Annotated in this window: 17 protein-coding genes and 1 pseudogene; 15 read left to right on the forward strand and 3 right to left on the reverse strand. The window is 62.2% G+C overall.

The features are described from left to right. Position 1: 1 nt before the first annotated feature. The 7 genes from hypF to ACK9YZ_RS33300 are packed head-to-tail and all read left to right on the forward strand — an operon-like array spanning position 2 to position 9,210. Positions 2–2,236, forward strand: coding sequence for a carbamoyltransferase HypF (hypF, locus tag ACK9YZ_RS33270; RefSeq protein ID WP_416068663.1), 2,235 nt, complete (start codon positions 2–4; stop codon positions 2,234–2,236). Between the two features lie 26 nt (positions 2,237–2,262). Next, on the forward strand, positions 2,263–2,490 hold the full coding sequence (locus ACK9YZ_RS33275) for a HypC/HybG/HupF family hydrogenase formation chaperone (RefSeq protein WP_416068664.1): 228 nt from the start codon (positions 2,263–2,265) through the stop codon (positions 2,488–2,490). After that, positions 2,487–3,644 carry a hydrogenase formation protein HypD gene (hypD, locus tag ACK9YZ_RS33280; RefSeq protein WP_416068665.1) on the forward strand — a complete coding sequence of 386 codons (1,158 nt, stop codon included), beginning with the start codon at positions 2,487–2,489 and terminating at the stop codon, positions 3,642–3,644. Before ACK9YZ_RS33275 ends, hypD begins: the two co-directional genes overlap by 4 nt. Further along, complete coding sequence (gene hypE, locus ACK9YZ_RS33285; RefSeq protein ID WP_416068666.1) at positions 3,641–4,693, forward strand: hydrogenase expression/formation protein HypE; 1,053 nt, start codon at positions 3,641–3,643, stop codon at positions 4,691–4,693. Before hypD ends, hypE begins: the two co-directional genes overlap by 4 nt. An 8-nt stretch (positions 4,694–4,701) precedes the next feature. After that, the gene (locus tag ACK9YZ_RS33290) at positions 4,702–6,387 is read left to right on the forward strand and encodes an enoyl-CoA hydratase-related protein (protein WP_416068667.1); all 1,686 of its coding nucleotides are present in this window, start codon (positions 4,702–4,704) and stop codon (positions 6,385–6,387) included. Next, complete coding sequence (locus ACK9YZ_RS33295; protein WP_416068668.1) at positions 6,384–7,835, forward strand: sigma-54-dependent transcriptional regulator; 1,452 nt, start codon at positions 6,384–6,386, stop codon at positions 7,833–7,835. The genes ACK9YZ_RS33290 and ACK9YZ_RS33295 overlap by 4 nt, the downstream gene beginning before the upstream one ends. Next, on the forward strand, positions 7,819–9,210 hold the full coding sequence (locus tag ACK9YZ_RS33300) for a sensor histidine kinase (protein WP_416068669.1): 1,392 nt from the start codon (positions 7,819–7,821) through the stop codon (positions 9,208–9,210). Before ACK9YZ_RS33295 ends, ACK9YZ_RS33300 begins: the two co-directional genes overlap by 17 nt. Positions 9,211–9,260: 50 nt before the next feature. On the opposite strand, the gene ACK9YZ_RS33305 is transcribed toward ACK9YZ_RS33300, so the two are convergent. Both ACK9YZ_RS33305 and ACK9YZ_RS33310 read right to left on the reverse strand, forming a co-directional pair. Then, the gene (locus tag ACK9YZ_RS33305) at positions 9,261–9,770 is read right to left on the reverse strand and encodes a hypothetical protein (RefSeq protein ID WP_416068670.1); all 510 of its coding nucleotides are present in this window, start codon (positions 9,768–9,770) and stop codon (positions 9,261–9,263) included. Positions 9,771–9,773: 3 nt separating this feature from the next. After that, on the reverse strand, positions 9,774–10,838 hold the full coding sequence (locus ACK9YZ_RS33310; RefSeq protein WP_416068671.1) for a helix-turn-helix domain-containing protein: 1,065 nt from the start codon (positions 10,836–10,838) through the stop codon (positions 9,774–9,776). 202 nt (positions 10,839–11,040) lie between these two features. Between ACK9YZ_RS33310 and ACK9YZ_RS33315 the strand changes: the two genes are divergently transcribed. The 6 genes from ACK9YZ_RS33315 to ACK9YZ_RS33340 all read left to right on the forward strand — a co-directional run bounded on the left by ACK9YZ_RS33315 (position 11,041) and on the right by ACK9YZ_RS33340 (position 15,411). Further along, the gene (locus ACK9YZ_RS33315) at positions 11,041–11,985 is read left to right on the forward strand and encodes a CBASS oligonucleotide cyclase (RefSeq protein ID WP_416068672.1); all 945 of its coding nucleotides are present in this window, start codon (positions 11,041–11,043) and stop codon (positions 11,983–11,985) included. Position 11,986: 1 nt separating this feature from the next. Next, on the forward strand, positions 11,987–12,487 hold the full coding sequence (locus ACK9YZ_RS33320) for a hypothetical protein (protein WP_416068673.1): 501 nt from the start codon (positions 11,987–11,989) through the stop codon (positions 12,485–12,487). Continuing rightward, on the forward strand, positions 12,484–13,380 hold the full coding sequence (locus ACK9YZ_RS33325) for an AAA family ATPase (protein WP_416068674.1): 897 nt from the start codon (positions 12,484–12,486) through the stop codon (positions 13,378–13,380). Before ACK9YZ_RS33320 ends, ACK9YZ_RS33325 begins: the two co-directional genes overlap by 4 nt. Further along, positions 13,380–14,546: a hypothetical protein gene (locus ACK9YZ_RS33330; RefSeq protein ID WP_416068767.1), complete on the forward strand. Its 1,167-nt coding sequence runs from the start codon at positions 13,380–13,382 to the stop codon at positions 14,544–14,546. Before ACK9YZ_RS33325 ends, ACK9YZ_RS33330 begins: the two co-directional genes overlap by 1 nt. Then, on the forward strand, positions 14,543–15,103 hold the full coding sequence (locus tag ACK9YZ_RS33335; protein WP_416068675.1) for an exonuclease domain-containing protein: 561 nt from the start codon (positions 14,543–14,545) through the stop codon (positions 15,101–15,103). The genes ACK9YZ_RS33330 and ACK9YZ_RS33335 overlap by 4 nt, the downstream gene beginning before the upstream one ends. Positions 15,104–15,264: 161 nt before the next feature. Then, positions 15,265–15,411 carry a hypothetical protein gene (locus ACK9YZ_RS33340; RefSeq protein ID WP_416068676.1) on the forward strand — a complete coding sequence of 49 codons (147 nt, stop codon included), beginning with the start codon at positions 15,265–15,267 and terminating at the stop codon, positions 15,409–15,411. A gap of 228 nt (positions 15,412–15,639) precedes the next feature. On the opposite strand, the gene ACK9YZ_RS33345 is transcribed toward ACK9YZ_RS33340, so the two are convergent. Beyond that, positions 15,640–16,479, reverse strand: coding sequence for an SDR family oxidoreductase (locus tag ACK9YZ_RS33345; protein ID WP_069456841.1), 840 nt, complete (start codon positions 16,477–16,479; stop codon positions 15,640–15,642). 137 nt (positions 16,480–16,616) lie between these two features. On the opposite strand from ACK9YZ_RS33345, the pseudogene ACK9YZ_RS33350 reads away from it, so the two are divergent. Together ACK9YZ_RS33350 and ACK9YZ_RS33355 are read left to right on the forward strand one after the other, a co-directional pair. Continuing rightward, a pseudogene (locus ACK9YZ_RS33350) lies at positions 16,617–16,977 on the forward strand (winged helix-turn-helix transcriptional regulator). Positions 16,978–17,557: 580 nt separating this feature from the next. Further along, positions 17,558–17,743 carry a hypothetical protein gene (locus ACK9YZ_RS33355; protein ID WP_416068768.1) on the forward strand — a complete coding sequence of 62 codons (186 nt, stop codon included), beginning with the start codon at positions 17,558–17,560 and terminating at the stop codon, positions 17,741–17,743. The last annotated feature ends 110 nt before the right edge of the window (positions 17,744–17,853 follow it).

Consider the following 17,853-nt stretch of genomic DNA (forward strand, 5'->3'; position numbering starts at 1 on the left):
CATGGCGCCGGCTCTCGCACGACAGATGGAAAGCCCGATCCGGCGCCTCAGGCTCCGGGTCTGCGGCGCCGTGCAGGGCGTCGGTTTCCGGCCTTTCGCCCTCCGCTTGGCGCGGACGATGCGGCTTTCCGGCTTCGTGCTCAATGACAGCGCCGGCGTGCTGATCGAGATCGAGGGTGAGGATGCCGGTCGCTTTCCCGATGCGATCCGCGCCTATGCGCCACCCCTTGCCCGCATCGACTCGATCGATGTTCTGGAGCTTCCGCCCGCCGGCGGCGAGCAGTTCGAAATCCTCGAAAGCCTGGGCGGCAAGAGCGCGACCCGGATCGGGGCCGATGCCGCGACCTGCGACGAATGCCGCCGCGAACTGACCGATCCCGCGAGCCGCTTCTTCGGCTATCCCTTCGTCAACTGCACCCATTGCGGCCCGCGCTTCACCATCACCCGCGCGCTGCCCTATGACCGGGCGCAAACGTCGATGGCGTCCTTTCCGATGTGCCGGGCCTGCGCGGCTGACTATGTCGATCCGGAGAACCGGCGCTTCCATGCCGAGCCTGTTGCCTGCCCCGATTGCGGCCCGAAGCTCAGCCATCCCATCGCGGAAGTAGCGGCCCGGCTCCAGGACGGCGCGATCGTCGCGCTCAAGGGGATCGGCGGCTTCCATCTCGTCTGCGACGCGCGCAACGATGCGGCGGTCGCCCTCCTGCGGCAGCGCAAGGCGCGCGATGAGAAGCCCGTCGCCGTGATGGTGCGCGATATCGAGGCGGCGCGGCAGTTCGCGAAGCCGACCGAAGCCGAAGAGGCGCTGCTGGTCTCTCCGGCCAGTCCGATCGTGCTCGTCGAAGCCCGGGCCGGTGCGGTTGCAGGCGGGATCGCGCCCGGTCTCCGCCGCATCGGGCTGATGCTCGCCTATGCGCCGCTTCATCATCTACTGCTCGATGCGCTCGCCTCTCCGCACTGTCCCCCCGCGTTGGTCGCGACCAGTGCCAATCCCGGCGGCGAGCCGTTGGTCGCCGACAATGCCGATGCCGCGCGCCGCCTCTCAGCGATCGCCGACCTGATCGTCACCCATGACCGTGACATCGCCGTCCGCGCCGACGACTCCGTCATGCAGGTGATCGACGGCGCGCCCGCTTTCATCCGCCGCGCCCGTGGCTTCGTGCCGGAGCCTGTCGATCTCGGCGCGGATGGTCCTTGCGTGATCGCCACCGGCGCCGACCTCAAGAACACCGTCTGCATCACGCGCGGCCGCGAGGCGTTTCTCTCCCAGCATGTCGGCGGGCTCGACAATGCCGAGGCGATCCGTTTCCAGCGCGAGGCGATCAGCCATCTCTGTTCGGTCTTGGATGTGAAGCCGGAATTCGCCGCCTGCGACCTGCATCCGGATTTCCGCTCGGTCCGGATGGCGGAGGGCTTGAACCTGCCCTTCGTGCCGGTCCAGCACCATCTCGCCCATGTCGCGGCCGTGGCGGCGGAGCATCGCCTTCAGGGGCCGGTTCTCGGCCTTGCGCTCGACGGCCACGGCTTCGGCACCGACGGCACGAGCTGGGGCGGCGAAATGCTCGCCGTCGACGGTCCCCGCTGGCATCGCGCGGGATCTCTCATGCCCCTGTCGCTGCCGGGTGGCGACCGCGCGGCGCGCGAGCCCTGGCGCATGGGTGTCGCGGCGCTTCAGGCAGCCGGGCGGATCGACCTCGCGCCACGGTTCTGGCCCGACCATTCCGGCGTGGCACAACTTACCGCGATGTTCGAACGCGGCTTGCGTCCCTCGGTGACGAGCAGTCTCGGCCGGATGTTCGACGCCGCGGCGGCGATCGCGGGTGTTCGCCTCGTCCAGGGCTACGAAGGACAGGCCGCGATGGAGTTCGAGGCTCTGGTCCAGGCACCGCGTTGCCTCGCCGGCGGATATTCGATCACCGACGGGGCGCTTGATTTCCGGCCACTCATCCTGCGCCTCGCCGAACGGGGTCTGCGCGGCACCGAGGCTGCCGACCTCTTTCACGGCACGCTGATCGCGGGTCTGGCGGATTGGGCGACCGGTGGCGTCGCCGCGCTTGGCACCCGGCAGGTCGCGCTCGGCGGAGGATGCATGATGAACCGCGTGCTTGCGGAAGGTCTCGTACGAGCTTTGAAGAGCCGAGGCCTCGAACCATACCTGCCGCGTCTCGCACCCGCCAATGACGGCGGCATCGCGCTCGGCCAGGCGGCCCATGCGCGGCAGGTCGTCATGAACTAACAAGCATTAATGGAGGAGAACCGGACATGTGCCTAGCCATACCGGTCCAGGTCAAGGAAGTACTACCCGACAACATGGCGAAGGTCACGCTCGACGGCGTCTCGAAGATCGTTTCGACGGCGCTCGTCGATGACGTGAAGGTCGGCGACTACGTGGTGCTGCATGTCGGCTGTGCGCTCGCCAAGATCGATCCCGAGGAGGCGGAGAGGACACTGGCCCTGATCCGTGAAGCTGCGATGGGAGATGCGGCATGAAATATATCGACGAATATCGCGACGGCAGGCTCGCCAAGGACATCGCCCGGCAGATCGCCGCCCTTGCCGACCCGGCGCGTTCGTATCATTTCATGGAATTCTGCGGCGGGCACACCCATGCGATTTCCCGCTATGGCCTGGAAGACCTGCTGCCGCCGAATGTGAAGATGATCCATGGGCCGGGCTGTCCCGTCTGCGTGCTGCCGATCGGCCGCATCGATGCGGCCATCGCGCTTGCCCTGCGGCCCGAGATCACGCTCTGCACCTATGGCGACCTGATGCGGGTGCCGGGCTCGAACGGATCGAGCCTGCTCAAGGCCAAGGCGGCCGGCGCCGATATCCGCATGGTCTATTCGACGCTCGACGCGCTCCGGATCGCCGAGGCCGAACCCGACCGCGAGGTCGTGTTCTTCGCTATCGGCTTCGAGACCACGACGCCGCCGACGGCGCTGGCGCTCAAGGCGGCGATCGCGAAGGACCTCCGCAATTTCTCGATCTTCTGCAATCACGTGCTGACGCCCGCGGCGATCCAGAACATCCTAGAGAGCCCCGACGTCCGCAAGCTCGGCACGATCAAGATCGACGGCTTCATCGGCCCTGCCCATGTCTCGACCGTGATCGGCACCGAGCCTTACGAATTCTTCGCCGAGGAATTCCGGAAGCCGGTTGTCGTGGCGGGCTTCGAGCCCCTCGATGTCATCCAGGCGATCCTGATGCTCGTCCAGCAGGTCAACGAAGGCCGCCACGAGGTGGAAAACCAGTATATCCGTGCGGTGACCACGTTTGGCAACGAGAAGGCACAGGCCGAGGTCGCCAACTTCTTCGAACTCCGCGAGAGCTTCGAATGGCGGGGTCTCGGTGAGGTCCCCTGTGGTGCGCTCAGGCTTCGGCCGCAATATGCGGCCTACGATGCCGAGAAGCGCTTTTCGATGGAGACGCCGGCCGCCAAGGACAATCCGGCCTGCGAATGCGGCGCGATCCTGCGTGGCGTCAAGAAGCCGGCCGACTGCAAGCTGTTCGGCACGGTCTGCACCCCGGACACGCCGATGGGCTCCTGCATGGTGTCGTCGGAAGGCGCCTGCGCCGCGCACTGGACCTATGGCCGCTTCCGTGAGAAGGCGCGGCAGATGGATGCCGGGAGGGCGGTCGCATGAACATGATGATCAAGGCCTACAAGCGAAAGCTCGATATCGCCAATGGCCGCGTCGATCTCTCGCATGGTGCCGGCGGCCGGGCCATGGGCCAGCTGATCGAGGGCATCTTCCACAAGGCCTTCGACAATGACTGGCTGCGCGCCGGCAACGACCAGTCGGCGTTCACGGTGCAGAGCGGGCGCATGGTGATGACGACGGACGGCTATGTCGTCTCGCCGCTCTTCTTCCCCGGCGGCAATATCGGCATGCTCGCCGTCCACGGCACGATCAACGACATTGCCATGGCTGGCGCGGTGCCGCTCTATCTCTCGGCGAGTTTCATCATCGAGGAGGGCTTCTCGCTCGCCGATCTCGAACGCATCGCCGACAGCATGGGTGCGGCCTCGCGCGAGGCCGGCGTGCCGATCATCACCGGCGACACCAAGGTGGTCGAGCGCGGCAAGGCCGACGGCATCTTCATCTCGACGGCCGCTGTCGGCAGGGTGCCCGACGGGCTCGATTTCAGCGCCGATGCCGCCCGGCCGGGCGATGCAGTGATCGTCTCCGGCTCGATCGGCGACCACGGTGTCGCCGTGATGTCGAAGCGCGAGAACCTGGAATTCGATACGGCCATCGTCTCCGACAGTGCCGCGCTGCACGGGCTTGTGGCGGCAATGGTTGCGGCCGGCGGGCAGCATATCAGGCTGATGCGCGATCCGACGCGCGGCGGTATCGCTGCGACGCTGAACGAGATCGCCAGCCAGTCGAAGGTCGGTTTCCGCATCGACGAGGAGGCGATCCCGCTCAAGCCTGAAGTCGCCGCGGCTTGCGAATTCCTCGGGCTCGATCCGCTTAATGTCGCCAACGAGGGCAAGCTGGTGGCCGTGGTCGCGCCGGAGGGTGCCAACGCGGTGCTCGCGGCGATGCGCGCTCATCCTCTCGGTAAGGAGTCGGCGTTGATCGGCCATGTCGTGGCGGATGATAATTACTTCGTGCAGATGGCGACCTCGTTCGGCGGCGGCCGGATCGTCGACTGGCTGTCGGGCGAGCAACTGCCCCGGATCTGCTGAGGACGGTGATGCGCATCCTGCTCCTCTGCCACAGCTTCAATTCGCTTTCCCAGCGCCTGCATATCGATCTCAGACGGGCGGGGCACGAGGTCTCGGTCGAACTCGACATTCATGGCGACCTGACACGCGAGGCGGTCGCGCTGTTCGCGCCCGATCTCGTCATCGCGCCCTTCCTCAAGCGGCCCATTCCGGCCGATGTCTGGCGGCGGACGCACTGCCTGATCGTCCACCCCGGCATCCGGGGTGATCGCGGCCCAAGCGCGCTCGACTGGGCGATCCTCGACGGCGAGACGACCTGGGGCGTGACGCTGATCGAGGCGCGGGAGGAGATGGATGCCGGGCCGGTCTGGGCATGGCGGGAATTCCCGATGCGGGCGGCACGGAAATCGAGCATCTACCGGCACGAAGTGACCGAGGCTGCCGCGGCCTGTGTCTTCGAAGCGATCGAGCGCCTCGGACGCGGGAATGGCCCAGTCATGCCGGCGAACTGGGGCAGGGGCCGCGAGCGGCCCGCCTGCCGCAAGTCGGACCGGACGCTCGATCCCGCACGTCATTCCGCGGAGGAAGCGCTTGGCATCATCCGTGCCTCGGATGGCGACCCCGGTGCTGTGCTGACTATCGCCGGACAGAGCTATCTGGCGTTTGACGCCGAGCTGGCTGCCGGGCTCTCTGGGCTGCCCGGAACGATGCTCGGCCGATCCCGGCAGTCGGTCGCCATGGCCTTCCGGGACGGCGCGCTCTGGATCGGCCATCTCCGCCGGCCGGAGGCGCGGAGCCTGAAACTGCCGGCCGGCCGGCTTCTCGGCGCCGAAGCGGCAGACCTGCATGAGATCGCCGGCCCCGAACTCTGCCGCTATCATGAGGAGAACGGCGTCGGCTTTCTCGATTTCCGCTTCCATAACGGCGCGATGTCCTCCGAGGATTGCGAAACCCTGCGGCATGCGGTCGTCGCCGCCAAGCAGCGCGCGCTTCCGGTTCTGGTCCTCAAGGGCGACGCTGACTGCTGGTCGAACGGCATCCATCTCGGCATGATCGAAAGCGCTGACAGCGCGGCGGACGAATCCTGGAGCAATATCAATGCGATGAACGACCTCGTGCGGGAGATCATCGAGACCGGTGACCGGCTGGTGATTGCAGCCGTGACCGGCAATGCCGGCGCGGGCGGCGTCTTCCTGTCGCTCGCCGCCGACGAGGTGTGGATGCGCGACGGCGTTATCCTCAATCCGCATTACAAGGACATGGGCAACCTCTATGGCTCCGAATACTGGACTTATCTCCTTCCGGCCCGCATCGGCGAGGATCGCGCCCGTGTCGTGACCCAGGCGCGGCTGCCGATGGGCATTGACGAGGCGCTCGAACTTGGCCTGGCGACACGCCGCCTGCCGTCCGATGTCATCGCCGCCGAGGTCGAACTGCATCGGGCGGCGGCCGAATTGGTGGCGTCCCCCGATCTGGCGGAACGCATTGCCGCCAAGCGCGCGCTGCGTGCCCGCGACGAAGCCGAAAAGCCGCTCGCCGCCTACCGTGAGGAGGAGTTGCAGCGCATGCGGCGCAATTTCTACGGCTTCGACCCGAGCTATCACGTCGCGCGCTACAATTTCATCCGCAAGACGCCCAAGTCGCGCACGCCGGTGACCCTTGCTATCCACCGGGCGGGTGGCGGCGAGACGGACCGCAAGAGGACAATGCGATGACCAACCCGCACGCCACCGTGCTTGTCGTCGATGACGAAGTGCGCTCGATCGAGGCGATCCAGCGCGTCCTGTCAGACGAATTCGAGGTCATCGGCGCCCGCAATGCCAAGGAGGCCGAGGAGGTGCTGGAAGGAGAGATGGTGCAGGTCATCCTCTGCGACCAGCGTATGCCCGGCGAATCCGGCGTCGAGTTCCTGAAGCGCGTGCGTGAACTCTGGCCGGACACTATCCGCATCATCATCTCGGGCTATACAGACTCCACCGACATCATCGAAGGCCTGAACAATGCCGGCATCTATCAATATATCACCAAGCCCTGGAGCCCCGACAAGCTGATCGACTGCGTCCGCGAGAGCGCCAATCTCTGGCGCCTGCAGCACGAAGTCACCGACATGCGCATCGAGGTGAAGCCGGCGAGCGAGGCGCTGCAGAAGGTCATCAGCGACCGCCGGCGCAACCTGGGCCAATCCTTCGGCTTTGACCGCATCATCCATCGCAGCGACAGTCCGCTCGCAGGCTCGATTTCACTCGCCCGCCGCGCCGCGCGCTACGATGTTTCGGTCCTGATCACCGGTGCGTCGGGAACCGGCAAGGAGTTGCTCGCTCGCGCGATCCATCAGGAATCAGCCCGCGCCGACAAGACCTTCGTGGTGGAAAACTGCGGTGCCCTGCCAGATGAACTGCTCGAAAGCGAACTCTTCGGCTGCAAGAAGGGCGCTTATACCGGCGCCTATCAGGACCGCATCGGCCTCTTCGAACTGGCCGACAATGGCACCATCTTCCTCGACGAGATCGGCGAGACCTCGCCCGCTTTCCAGGTCAAGCTGCTGCGCGTGCTGCAGGAGGGCGAGATTCGGCCGCTCGGCGCGCAAAGGCCGCGCAAGGTCAATGTGCGGGTGATCTCGGCGACCAACCGCGATCTACTTGCCGAGGTCGCCGCGGGCCGGTTCCGCCGCGACCTCTACTACCGGCTCGCGGCCTTTCCGATCCACATGCCGGCGCTCAAGGACCGGATCGAGGACATTCCGGCGATTGCCGAGCGCTTCCTCACCCAGATCAACCAGTCGTTCAACCGGGAGGTTGCGGGTTTCCATCCCCGAACGCTAGACCTGATGATCGCCTATTCCTGGCCCGGAAATGTCCGCGAGCTGCACAACGAGATCCAGCGGATGACGGTCCTGTCGGACGGGAATGCGCCGCTCGCGGCGGAGCTGCTCTCCCCCGCCATCCGCAACGGCGAACCTGCCGCCACGGCCTCCGACGGCAGCATGCGCCAGCTCAAGGACATTGTCGCCGAGGTCGAGCGGTCGGCGATCGAGGCGGCGCTAGCCCGCCACGACGGCAATATCAGCCGTAGCGCCGACGAACTGGGCTTGTCGCGCGTTGGTTTGCGGAGCAAGATCGAGTGCTACGACCTCAAGCGCTACCCTGATGACGAAACCGATTAACAAGAACGAACGGCCGGCCGGCGAGGACCTGATCAGCAAGATCTCGCTGCCCAGCCTCTTCGCACTCGACGGTTCGAGCGAATCCATGTGGGTCGACGTCATTCACCGCATGGATGAGGTCTATTCCGAACTCCTGCGCAACGAGACCGATCTCGAGCGCAAGAATGCCGAGCTCGAAGAGGCGCAAACCTTCATTTCGAGCGTGGTGGCGTCGGTCTCCGACATCCTGATTGCCTGCGGCAGCGACGGCATGATCCGCAAGGTGAACCCCGCCTTCCTTCACCTGGTCGGCATGGAGGAGACTGCCGTTATCGGCACCCGCATCTTCGACTATGTCGTAGAGACCGACCGCAAGGAAGCCGAGCGGCTGATGAGTGCCGGGCAGCAGGGCAGGGTGCTCGAAGGGGACCTGCATTTCAATGCCGCAGCCGGCCGCGAGGAATGCCTTGCTATGCGGTGCGCCGCCCTGTTCGACGGGCGCCGCCGCAGGTTCGGCGCCGTCCTCACGGGCCGGCCGATCAGCGAATTGCGGCAGGCCTATCAGGCGCTCCACCTGGCGCATCTCGAATTGCAGCAGGCGCAGCGCAAGCTGATCGAGCAGGAGAAGATGGCGAGCCTCGGCCGGTTGGTCGCGGGCGTCGCCCACGAGCTCAACAATCCCATCTCCTTCGTCTATGCCAATATTTACACGCTCGACCGCTACCGCAAGAACCTGGTGTCCTACCTGAATGCGATGCACCAGGGCGCCGGCCCCGACGAGATTGAAAGGCTGCGCAAGACGTTGAAGATTGATGCAATCGTCGGCGATATTGATCCGTTGCTGGAAGGCACGATCGAAGGCGCCGACCGGATTAGCGATATCGTCAAGAATCTCCGGCGCTTGTCCTTCAGCGGAACTGGCGAGCGCCAATCTGTCGATCTAGACCGGCTGCTGCGCAACTCCGCCCATCTCGCCGTGCGCGCCAAGAACTCACGCGCCAATGTTGAGATCGACAGCGACCCCGATCTTTTGATCGAAGCCCATGAAGGCCAGATGCACCAGGTTTTCGTAAACCTCATTGACAATGCGCTCGATGCGGTTGCCAAAGTGAGGGATCCGCGAGTCTGGCTACGCGCTCGCCGGGACGAGGGCGATGGAACCATTGAATTCACAGTCCGCGACAACGGCGACGGGATCAAGGATAGCGACCTGGGCAAGATTTTCGAACCTTTCTTCACCACCAAAACGGTCGGTGAGGGCACCGGGCTCGGTCTATGGATCAGCTTTTCTATCGTTCAGGACTATGGGGGGACTGTCAGTGCCCGCAATTGTGCGGCCGGCGGCGCTGAGTTGTGCGTCCGGCTGCCGGCGGACAAAGGCTACCAAGATCCCTAATTCCGGGCACGCGCGGCGATGTGGCACGCCAGCGTTATTCTGTTTGTCTCTCATGTGGAGTAGGCCCAGACGGAACGGTATCGAGCTAACCTGCGGCGTACTTCGGCTGCGGGCAGTCGGCATCTCGGATGGCTGAATAGCGTCGTCAGACCGCTGTGGAGGCGATCGAGGGGAACGTGGTTGCCTTCGGCAAACTGGTCGAACAGCCAAAAGACTCCGTGCATATCGACAGCCTGGGCGTTCGCCAGTTCGCGCAACACGCCATCGCCCGTCAACAGTGTCCAGCCTCGCCCTTCAGCGATGGCGAAGGCAAACGTATCGGGGATCGAAAGGCGGGCATTCTGCCGGCTCAGATGAGTCGCCCGAGTGAGTTCGGCAGGCGTCAGGACCTCAACGAGAAGTCCTAACGCCACCAACTGATCGCCGAGTGCGCCTGCCAGTTCCCGCTCAAAAAGAAGGTCAGGCACAGCGAAGCCCACAGGCAGCCTGAACATGTCCTCAAGCAACCGAGCCCGTTCAAGGTCGATCAACACAGAGGTATCGGAGACAAGGATCGACACCGGTCAAGCCGCCACCTGATCCAGTCTTGCATCCAATTCTCGCACCGAAATTCCGAGCAGTTCGGCGGCGCGCGAATCGCCTATCACGCCTTCGGCCAACGCCCGGTAGCAGAGCCGTTCGAAGCGCCTGGGCTCCTCAAGCTCCGGTTTCATCGTCTCCGGTTCTTCGAATGGCGCTGCTCTCCATCCGCGTTCCGCAAACACCTTGAAGAGTCTCGCGAAGGCAGCCTGGTTGATGATGCCCAAATCCTTGCACCGATAGGCCAAGGCCTGGATGCTCACGCCGAAGCGCTTTTTCAAGGCGACAAACTCACCAATGCTGATCGATGAACGGTGCGCACCGATTTCGGCGCGCAGCACATCCGCCGGCATAAGAAAGGCGCCCGCGAAGCGGTGTGCGGCCTTTTCCTCGTCTACCCCCTCACACGGCGCCATGACCATGTGGCCGAGCTCGTGGGCGAGGTTGAAGCGCTTGCGTTCCGACCACGTGCTGCGCTTGACGACAATGATGCGCGCGGCCGTTCGTCCTTTGCGCCTGACTTTGGCGGCGAGACCGTCAACGTCGTCGAGGTCGAGTGATAACACCTTGATGCCGCGTTCTTCGAGCAATTCGGCAAGTTGTGGAACGGGATCGTTGCCGAGACCCCAATCCTCGCGCACTGACCGTGCGGCGTCTTCCGCATCACGCAAGTCGGCAACCGGATGTGGCGCGCTTCGCGGCTGTTCCCATTCGACACTGCGCATTTGAAGAAGATCCTCGACGGCCAGATAGCGCTCCAGCATGTGGATCGCGCGCGCCTCGAGGATCGCCTCCTCTCTTGCCGACGTTCCGATCTTTTTCCTGAAGTCGACACCTTCCAGCGCAAGTTCATCCTCACTGAGGAGATATTCTTCCGCAACGCCGAGCGTCCGCGACAGTCCGATCAGCACGCGCGAACTCGGCATGTCTTCGTTTCTCTCGTATTTGCCGATGGCCTGTGCGGAGACGATGCCTCCCATGGCATCGGCGAGTGCGCGCAACGACAGGCCCGATGCCGACCGGGCTACTTTGAGCTTGTTTCCGATCATGATGGCCTCCTTTTGCTTCGGTTTCCAATAGTACGATTTAGTGGAAATTTTGTAAACTATAATGTCTTGAAACGCGATCTGCGGCTCTCTATGTCATATCCGCGTCATTCAAAGTCTGTCTTTGTAAACCGAGGATGCACACCGGGGATATGCCGCCGATTGGCGGCCCCCAGATTGGTATCGGCGCGAAAGGAAATGGCAAATGGCGTTGAGCAACACCGAACTGCGTTACTACGACAGCAATGTCCTGCGCCTGCCGGCCGACAAGCGCAAGGCGTATCACGAGCAGGTCGACCGGTTGATAGCGGAACTGTGCAAAGGGGTGCGTGACAAGACCGAGATCAAGATCACGAAAGTGGTGAAGGCCGGTTCTTTCGCGAAATTCACGATCCTGCGCAAGACCAGCGTCGATCCGGTCGACGTCGATGTCGTCTTCTACATTGCCGGCCGCGACGCCAGCAAGGAGACGCTCGATAGCCTGAACAACACGATCTACGACCTGTTGATCAAGATCTATCCGAATAAATCCGTCGAGGATTTCGAAATCCAGCGTAAGGCGGCGACAGTGACCTTCGTCGGCACGGGCCTCAGCGTCGATATCGTCCCGGTGATCGAGGATGAGGCCAGGCCTGGATATGGCTGGCAGTTCGACATTCATGACGGGTCGAAGGTCGAGACCTGCGCGCCTTGCCAGATCAAGTTCGTTCGCGATCGAAAGAACCAGGACGGCGATTTTCGCACGTTGGTGCGGCTGGGAAAGAAGTGGCGCAACCAGGTCGAACTGAAGCCGCTGAAATCGTTTCACATCGAGCTGATCATGGCCCATGTGCTGGCAACACAGGGCAGCTCCGGCAGTATCGAACAGCGCTTCCGCAATTTTCTTCTCTACATAGCCCAGTCCGGTCTCAAGGACGAGATCCGGTTTCCGGAAAACACCGCGCCTTTCGCCACCTTCTCGGATCCCGTCGTCATCCTTGATCCGGTCTACAGCCTCAACAACGTGACGAGCAGGATCTCGGAAGCTGAACGCAAGGAGATCGTGGCGGCGGCGGAGGAGGCTTGGGAGGCTGCGAATTTTGCATCTGCCGAAAACGACAATGAAGTGTGGAAGGAGCTTTTCGGCCCCCGCTTCAAGACGGAGGAATGAGATGAGCCAGACCCGCACCGCCAGCGCAAGCGCGACCTATACGGATGTCGACGTCGAGAACGTGGTCCGGCGCATGAAAGCGGACCTGATCATGATTGGCGACAGCACCGGCGCGTGGACGCCGACAGAAGCCGCGAACTATGCCCACGATGTCGAGGTTCTCGCCAAGGCAGGCTATCTTGCGTCCGTCGATGTGACGCTTCTGAGTAATGACCTCGAACAGCGGGCAACTCGTTTTGATGTCAACACGGATGCAGGCTCGCTGACGTCCAGCAGGCCGGGCGGCGTGTTGTGGCCGAAAGTACCGTCGCCGTACCTGCGCGTCGTCCTGCGTTATACGGGTGCCTACACCAGTGCCGCCCGTGAAGCGACCCGTGGAAAACTCAAGATCAACTGGTCGCCGTCTAAAGCCGATACCAGCCATTCGTCCCTGACGTCGTCGGGCGGGCGTGATTACGCCAGCAATGCCTACGGCATGCAAAGAAAGGATTGGGCAGCGTGAGCCAGCCAAGCATTTTTGACAGCGAGACACCGCTTCCGAGCGATGAGCTCTTCAGGCGCGAACGTACATTGCTGGGCTTCGAGGCCCGCTATGCACGCATTCACGATCAGTTGCGGCTGCTTCTCAACGTCGGTGGTCTGGGGGAGTGGAACCGCAAGTTTCACGCGGGCAAGCTCGCCATCTGCGACCTCGTCGCCGAGCAATATCCGCTGGTTATCTTCCACGGCGATGTCGGTACGGGCAAGACAGCGACGGCTGAATGCATTGCCAACAAACTGGTAACCGAGGCGAAGAGCGAGGATTCCATCCTGTTCAAGCTTTCCAACCGTGTGCGCGGCAGCGGTATGGTCGGCGAAATGGGAACGCTGATTGCCGAAGCTTTCCGCAAGGTGACCCAGTCGGCCGGCAAATCGCGCCGCGCCATTCTCATCATCGATGAAGGCGACAGTCTTGCTGCCTCGCGCACCCAGGATCATAGCCACCACGAAGACAAGGTGGCGGTCAACACGCTGATCCAGGGCGTCGATGATTTGCGCAAGTACGGCGGTCGGATTGTCGTCATTTTGTGTACCAATCGTCTTTCGATCTTGGATGCCGCTTTGAAGCGGCGAGCCGCCATCATGGAGGAGTTCAGGCGTCCGTCGGACGACGATCGGCGGCAGCTTTTCCAGATGGACCTCGCAGGCCTGGGCCTGCAGGCGGCTGAGATTGCCGAGCTTGTCGCGGCGACAGGCGCACGTGACAAGCATCCTTCCTGGACATATTCCGACATTCGCACGCGTCTCTACCCCGCCGCTCTGGCAAGAGCCTATCCGAAAGAGCCCCTGAGATTTGAGCATCTGAAATCGGTGGCTGGCGCAATGCATGCTTCGCCGATTATGGAGGACAAATGATGCCGCGATCACCCTTGTTCGGCCGTCGCATCCACATCTCGGGAAGCATCGTCGACGATCTGGCCGTTGCCTCGACCGACAACGTGCAGTCGGCCCGGGAGCTGGTCGCATCACTTGTCAAGGAGCTGATGAGGAGGGGCGCGAACTTCGTTTTGCCTGTCGATGCCGAACCGTTGCGCAAGGCCGACGGTCTGCCGATCTGCTTTGATTGGCTGGTCTGGAAGTCGATCAAGGACAATCTGGTGTTGAGACCGCAAAATGTACCAGGTCCTCTCGTCGTCGCGGTCCAGCATCACAAGACCGAGGACCAGATTCCTGACGATAAGGTCGATCTGTGGGACGAACTGCGTGGCTCGCAATTGATCAAGATCGAAAATGCCGCCCACTGGAACATGAACAGCAAGCGCATGGAAGCTCAAGCCCAGTTCGGCGACATCCTTGTTGCCCTCGGGGGCACCGAGGGCGTGCTGTTCCTGGCAAATCTCTATCATGATGCCGGCAAGCCGGTCGTGCCGCTCAATCTCGCGCTTTGCCCGGAAACAACGGGTGCGAGGCGCCTTTACAGTTTCGGGCTCAACAGCAGCCAATCCCGTCGTCTGTTTCAAATTGCGGATGACGGCGACGCGCACGACTGGATCAATCGGATCCGTTTTCCACGCCGACAGCCCGTTGCAGAACGCGTTTCGTTGTTGGTCGAGCTTTTGGAATCCCTTGAAAGACCAAGGGCCTTTGCCGTGCGCCTTCTCAATCCGGAGCTTGCCGACTATAACGATGTTCAAAATTTCTTCGACACGGTCGTCCAGCCGGTCGTCGAGGACGAGTTGGGCTATCGTCTGATCGTCATCGACGGGCGTCAGGCCTATGAGCATTCAAGGATCGACGAGGAGATTTTCGCAAAGCTTCATCGCTCGAGCGTGGTTCTGGCCGACATAACGGGCGCGCGGCCGAATTGCTTTCTCGAACTTGGATATGCTCTCGGTCGCGGCTTGCCGACGATGGTCATGGTGCGGGAAGGGACGAGCCTTCCCTTCGATATTACGACTTTCTCCGGTCTACACTGGAAGACGACCGGAACCGTCGAGGAGAGGCGGCGGGCATTCCGGGAACACTGGCAGGCCATTCGCAACCGCCCCTCTCTCGTACCTGCGGAGCCGTTGATCTCATGAGCGAAAAACGCGAAGTCTTTGTGTCGGTGGACGTGGAGACCGCCGGCCCGATACCCGGCGAGTTCAGTTTGTTGTCGATCGGCGCCTGTTCTGTTTTCGAACCGGAAAAGACATTCACCTGTGAACTCCAGCCGATCAATCGGAATTTCGACCCGAAGGCTTTGAAAGTGAGCGGGCTTTCTTTAGAAGAGCTTGACCGAACCGGATTGCCGCCATCCGACGCCATGGCCGCGTTGTCAAATTGGGTCGCCGAGATCGCTGGCCCCGACGGCGATCCCGTGTTTGTGGGCTTTAATTCTCCCTTCGACTGGTCCTTCGTCAACTATTACTTCCACCGCTTCACCGGTCGCAATCCGTTTGGCTTCACAGCGCTCGATATCAAAGCGCTCTATATGGGTGCGACGGGTTGCACATGGCGGGAGACGCGTTCGAGCCGGATAGCCGAACACCTGAAACCCAACCTGGCAGGTACGCATGATTGCCTGCAGGACGCGCTATATCAGGCGGAGATTTTCCGCCTGGTTTCGTCGAAATTGATCGCTGCGAAGACATCCTGACCAGCCCATCGCCGGCCGGGTTTCCTGAACCAGACAGGAGGTCCCGTTTGCGTCAATTGCACCATATGGTAGCAAGTGAAAGGGCGGTGTGTGCCGGTTCTCCGTTTGCCGATCGCACGCGAGCAGCGCCAACAGATGAACGACGGGGACGCGTTTCAGAAATGACTGCTCTGTCGATCGAGCTCATCTTGCAGAATGAACGGGAAATCATGGCGCCTGGTCCGCTGCCGACCGACCGCGTTGCCCTCGAAGGCGAAGTCTGGGCAAAGGCGCCGCTGCAACTGGAGCCGGACGCGGACGAGGCATAGCAGACTGGTGACACAGGGGCCGTTCAGCGGCTGGCGGCTTTCGACGAGCGGTGGAAGGCTGCCCGGCTCCGGCGCCTCCTGCTTTCGACTGCTCCGCAACATTGGCCGCGTCCTGGGAACTGATGATTGGCGCACTGCCGCCGCAGCTGCGGCGCGATATCAGCATCGTCCGCCGCGTTGGAAGCTTCCGCCAACACTCCCAAGGATCTGGCTGGTTTAGCTGCCGGATCAGGCCATAAGGAGGGTGATGTTGTCCTGGACGTAGGTTTCGAGGCTGCGTGCCGGCCTTCCGGTCAGCACCTCGACGTCAGCGGTGACGAGGGCAGTCCAGCCCTCGCGGACCGGATAGAAAATCGATGCGAGGAACGAGGCGTAATCGGCCGGTACGCCTACGCCGGTCAGAATGCCGATGAATGTTTCGTCGTTGAGGGGATTGTAGGCGACGTCTTTCCCGATTGCCGCCGAAATGAGCTTGGCCGCCTCGGCGTAGCCGAGAGCTTCGGGGCCTGTCAGGTTGAAGGCTCTGTTGTCGAACTTCTCGGTTGTTAGGGCCGCTGCTGCGCTTTCGGCGATGTCGCGCGCATCGATGAAGCTGGACTTCCCGTCCGCAGCCGGAACGGCGATCTCGCCGTGGTCGATGCCGGCCTTCCAGAAAGTGTGGAAGTTGTCGGCAAACCAGTTCGGACGCAGGATGACGTAGGGAACGCCGGTTTTTTCGAGTGCGATCTCAACCTGGCGGTAAGGGATACTGTCATCGGCATCGACGCCGAGTACGCTCTGAAAAACGACTTTGACGTTGGCGGCGGCGGCGGCCGCGATCACCGGCAACAGCAGGCCCTTGGAATCGACGTATCCGGTCGGCAGCATGACGTAGGCGGCATCGACGTCGGCGAAGGCTGGTGCGATGGTCGCCGGGTTGGCGAAATCGAACACGACGCCTTCAGCGCCCTCCACTGACTTGCCGGAACGCGAAGCGGCGCGGACTGCGTAACCCTTGGCCTGGAGTACCTTGACGAGGGGCGTGCCGACATTCCCGGTTGCGCCGAGAACGAGAATCTTGCCTTTCATTAACATTCTCCTTAGTATCTACTGGAAACCTTGTTTCTGATAGATACAGTCCGATTGCACTGAGGGAAAGAAGGCACTTTCGGGTCACGTGGTTACTTCAAGTAAACCGTTGAGACGAAAGCAAAGGAAAACCAGAGATGAAGCACGCCTATAATGTTTTTGAAGACCGGTGTCCGACGCGGCTCGTTCTTGACCGGCTGGCGGATAAATGGGCGCTTCTAATCCTCGACCGGCTGGAAGGCGAGCCGGTACGCTTCAACTATCTCAGGCGGGATATAACGCATTTCCCAGAAAGTGCTCTCCCAGACGCTGAAGAAGTTGGAACGTGACGGCCTGATCTCAAGGGCGATTTTCCCGACGGTACCGGTGACGGTGGAATATGCGCTGACGTCTCTTGGGCGGACACTGACAGAAACCGTTTCGGCGCTGGCACATTGGGCGGAGCACAATATGGATGCCGTGCTGGCTGCCCAGCAGGCCTATGATGCCCGTGCATAACGCCGGGCTTTTGCTTCAGCCTTTGCATTTTTTTCTCCCGCAGGCTTCGGCGCTTGGGATACCGATTTTGCCCTGTGATGAAGGCCGAGATCGGCGCGACCCAGGTATGGGCCGATTTCAATGTGTGCCTCGCAGCTGACATGCTGAAGAAGCTGCTGCAATGGCGTTCCAGATCGACGACGAAGTCATTCCTCCGGATCTGCCCGCTTCGCTGGCGATGGCAGTATGGGTTCCTGCAGGCGCCACTGTGGGCATTGCGCCCTGGAACGCGTCATCGTCGTTGTCCTGGCGCTTGCGGTGCCGCTGGCTTGCAGCGATACTGCTGTTCTCAAATGTCGGGGTAGCGCCTCGCCCTTGGCCTAGTCATCAAGGCAATGGCCGAAGGTGGACCGCCTCCTGAGGCTGTCAAACACATTACCAACACACCTGCAGACGGCAACCGCATCCTTGAGGCGATGTCGCTGATCCGGCGGTGCGGCGGGTGAGCTTCACCCGTTCAACGAAGATCGGTCACGCGGTTGCTGCGGTTCAGGCGGCAACTTTCGGCGCTTTCATGAAATCGGGCCACATCCGCATGCCGATGGAGCGGATAATTGTCCACAAGAAGATCGTCGACGGCGAAGTCGAGAAGCTGGTGGCAAAGACGGAGACGCTGCCTGCGGCGATCCCCTCAAGGACCGCCCTTCCTTGCAGATCGAAAGCGGTATGTGCCACAGAAGCGGTCGTACCGTTCACGAGGAGGCAAAGACGCCACTCGGCAGTATAAAGTCGTCTGACATCGGCTGTTTCGGCGGGCGGGGGGGCAGGGTGTTGGGCGCGTCACCCGGCACAGATCCCACGCCCGGCCTGAGGAATGGTATGAAATTAGAGCTCTAT

Origin of the sequence: Rhizobium sp. ZK1, assembly GCF_047782645.1 — a bacterium.
Classification (GTDB): Bacteria; Pseudomonadota; Alphaproteobacteria; order Rhizobiales; family Rhizobiaceae; genus Rhizobium.

Excerpts from the sequence above, each read along its gene's own strand:
- ACK9YZ_RS33320 (WP_416068673.1), top strand. The coding sequence starts at position 11,987 with ATGAGCCAGACCCGCACCGCCAGCGCAAGCGCGACCTATACGGATGTC.
- ACK9YZ_RS33335 (WP_416068675.1), top strand. The coding sequence starts at position 14,543 with ATGAGCGAAAAACGCGAAGTCTTTGTGTCGGTGGACGTGGAGACCGCC.
- ACK9YZ_RS33290 (WP_416068667.1), top strand. The coding sequence starts at position 4,702 with ATGCGCATCCTGCTCCTCTGCCACAGCTTCAATTCGCTTTCCCAGCGC.
- ACK9YZ_RS33295 (WP_416068668.1), top strand. The coding sequence starts at position 6,384 with ATGACCAACCCGCACGCCACCGTGCTTGTCGTCGATGACGAAGTGCGC.
- ACK9YZ_RS33355 (WP_416068768.1), top strand. The coding sequence starts at position 17,558 with ATGGAGCGGATAATTGTCCACAAGAAGATCGTCGACGGCGAAGTCGAG.
- ACK9YZ_RS33330 (WP_416068767.1), top strand. The coding sequence starts at position 13,380 with ATGCCGCGATCACCCTTGTTCGGCCGTCGCATCCACATCTCGGGAAGC.
- hypE (WP_416068666.1), top strand. The coding sequence starts at position 3,641 with ATGAACATGATGATCAAGGCCTACAAGCGAAAGCTCGATATCGCCAAT.
- hypF (WP_416068663.1), top strand. The coding sequence starts at position 2 with ATGGCGCCGGCTCTCGCACGACAGATGGAAAGCCCGATCCGGCGCCTC.
- ACK9YZ_RS33300 (WP_416068669.1), top strand. The coding sequence starts at position 7,819 with ATGACGAAACCGATTAACAAGAACGAACGGCCGGCCGGCGAGGACCTG.
- ACK9YZ_RS33315 (WP_416068672.1), top strand. The coding sequence starts at position 11,041 with ATGGCGTTGAGCAACACCGAACTGCGTTACTACGACAGCAATGTCCTG.
- ACK9YZ_RS33310 (WP_416068671.1), bottom strand. The coding sequence starts at position 10,838 with ATGATCGGAAACAAGCTCAAAGTAGCCCGGTCGGCATCGGGCCTGTCG.
- ACK9YZ_RS33345 (WP_069456841.1), bottom strand. The coding sequence starts at position 16,479 with ATGAAAGGCAAGATTCTCGTTCTCGGCGCAACCGGGAATGTCGGCACG.
- ACK9YZ_RS33340 (WP_416068676.1), top strand. The coding sequence starts at position 15,265 with ATGACTGCTCTGTCGATCGAGCTCATCTTGCAGAATGAACGGGAAATC.
- ACK9YZ_RS33275 (WP_416068664.1), top strand. The coding sequence starts at position 2,263 with ATGTGCCTAGCCATACCGGTCCAGGTCAAGGAAGTACTACCCGACAAC.
- hypD (WP_416068665.1), top strand. The coding sequence starts at position 2,487 with ATGAAATATATCGACGAATATCGCGACGGCAGGCTCGCCAAGGACATC.